Origin of the sequence: Pyrobaculum sp., from assembly GCF_049971835.1 — an archaeon.
Lineage (GTDB): Archaea > Thermoproteota > Thermoprotei > Thermoproteales > Thermoproteaceae > Pyrobaculum.
Window position 1 is genome coordinate 1 of record NZ_JBMFKV010000291.1, and the last position, 1,976, is coordinate 1,976.

Annotated in this window: 2 protein-coding genes; both read right to left on the bottom strand. The window is 65.8% G+C overall.

Going from position 1 to position 1,976, the window contains the following annotated elements:
• On the bottom strand, window positions 1-293 hold a 293-nt coding region (locus tag ACP5J3_RS13810; RefSeq protein ID WP_428496212.1), incomplete at its 3' end, for a hypothetical protein.
• Window positions 290-1,750 (bottom strand): Cas10/Cmr2 second palm domain-containing protein, encoded by a 1,461-nt coding sequence (locus ACP5J3_RS13815; RefSeq protein WP_428496213.1) that lies wholly within the window; start codon window positions 1,748-1,750, stop codon window positions 290-292. The genes ACP5J3_RS13815 and ACP5J3_RS13810, both read right to left, overlap by 4 nt.
• Window positions 1,751-1,976: the final 226 nt, after the last annotated feature.

Genomic DNA, 1,976 nt, shown 5'->3' on the forward strand with positions numbered 1-1,976 from the left:
AGGGAGCAGAAGCCGACGTAGATGCACTCGTCCTTTTCGCAGGCGGCCACGCCGCGTAGCGATCCGTCGGCTGGGAGGGCTGGGTAGAAGATCTGGTCGCCGCACTTGCTGGCCGCGGCGCATTGGAGGTCCTTCTTGTCGGGGCAACTCCGGGAGGCGCATATGCCGTAGAAGGTGGTGGCGGGGATGAAGCCGGCGTATCTGTAGGCGATCGACGCGGGCCCGTAGGCCGCCGCCTCGGTGGCGTAGGTGGATGCTGTGGGGGTCTCCAGCCGCAGGGCGTAGGCTATCATAGCTCCATCAACAGCGCCGTATTTATCATAAACGCGGCGGCCGCCTCGCTCTTGGGTAGCCCGGGCAGTAGGTGGCTCAGCGCGGCGTCTCTACACTGGGGCTCCTCCGGTAGCGGGGGCCTCTCGTCGAGGTAGCGCCTCGCGGCGCGGAGAAATTCGTCGAGGTCGCTGAACTTGGCCACGCCGAACTCCCTGGACAGCAGAGATTTGGCGTAGAGGAGGGCCACGGCGTCTCTGCCTGCGGCCTTGGCCGCCTCAGCCGCCTCGTTGGCCAGCCTCGCTATGTGGTACATGGGCATTTTGTACCTGGCCGCCACGACGCCGGCGGAGATAGTCGTCCCTAGGGTCGACGTGAACAGCCGCCTTACGTTCCTCAGCACGGCCAGCACGTCCTCCACCGACTTGGTGGCCGCTACGAACATGTTCTCGTCGCCCCCGGCGTAGACCACCGCTGATCTGTACGCTCCCCTTGGCCCCACCTCGATGTGGGCGGACACGGCTGATTTGAACTTGGCGAGCTCCTCCTCCGGGAGCCCCGCCTCTCTCGCCCTCGAGCCGAATCTATCCCCGTCGAACCTCACTACAAAAACGGTGTTGGTCCCCGCCGCCCCGGCCAGCCTCTCGGTGTCGACCTCGTCTAGCTCCCCGCCCGCGTTGACCCCCGAGAGCTGGGGGACGAAGCCCTCCGGCACCCCTCCCCCCTCCGGCTGGTACACAGCTCTCAGCGGCGCCCCCACCTCCTCGGCCAATTTCCTCAGGAACTCCTCCCTGAGGCCAGCGAGCTCGGCGTATGTGTGGTCTCGCCGCGTCGCCTCCCGCACGGCCTTCGCGTAGCTATCGAAGTGGCCCTTGACGCAGTTGCTTTCCACCCCCACGACGGCCACCGCCACGTCGCAGTACCTCAACACTGCGGCGTCGTCCATGCACTTCACTTCCTCTCCGTGTCTTAGGAAGCCCACGGAGATGCCGTAATGCTTCAGCCACTTGGCTTTGTTGAACCAGTGGGGGAAGTCCCCCGCGGCCCTCCTGTATATGGCGAAGAGAAAGGCCGGCTTGTTGGCGCTTCTGCCGAAGAGCCTGGCGGCTAGGCAGGGCAGGTCCAGCGCCCCCTCGCGCGCGACGTGGCTGTAGACCTCCTCGCCGAGGATCGCCGCGTAGGTCCTCGCCTCGGCGGGCCTGCCGCATAGGACGCACGCCTCGCTCCCCAGGCCGCATGTCAACTGATTCGCGTCGCCCACGGCGGCCGGGTGTAGGAAGTAGGCGAGCTCCCTCAGCAAATCCCGCGGGGCGCCCTCGGCGGCGACGTCGACGTGGACGGCCTCGGCTCTATGAGAGGCCGCGGCCACCAGCCACCTCGCCGCGTTTACCAACATGTTGCGGCCCCTGAGATCCACCAGGCGGGGCGAGGAATCTAGATACCTGTGGGCCCCGCGGAACTTCACAACACTAGAACCCATAACTAGTAAATGTGCGGACTTTATAAACAAAACCCACCGGCCGCACCAACCTAAGCCGCGGACGTAGCCGAGGTATCAAAACGCCAATATTTACACACGTCTAGTGGCGGCGCGAGGCGGGGCCCCCCTCCCACCAGCCGGACTAGAGCCGCGGAGGCGAGGGGCGACGCCTCCAAGCCTCATCTGCCGCCGCGGACCCAGCGAGATGTATGTGGCGGCGATCGCT

Excerpts from the sequence above, each read along its gene's own strand:
- ACP5J3_RS13815 (WP_428496213.1), bottom strand. The coding sequence starts at position 1,750 with ATGGGTTCTAGTGTTGTGAAGTTCCGCGGGGCCCACAGGTATCTAGAT.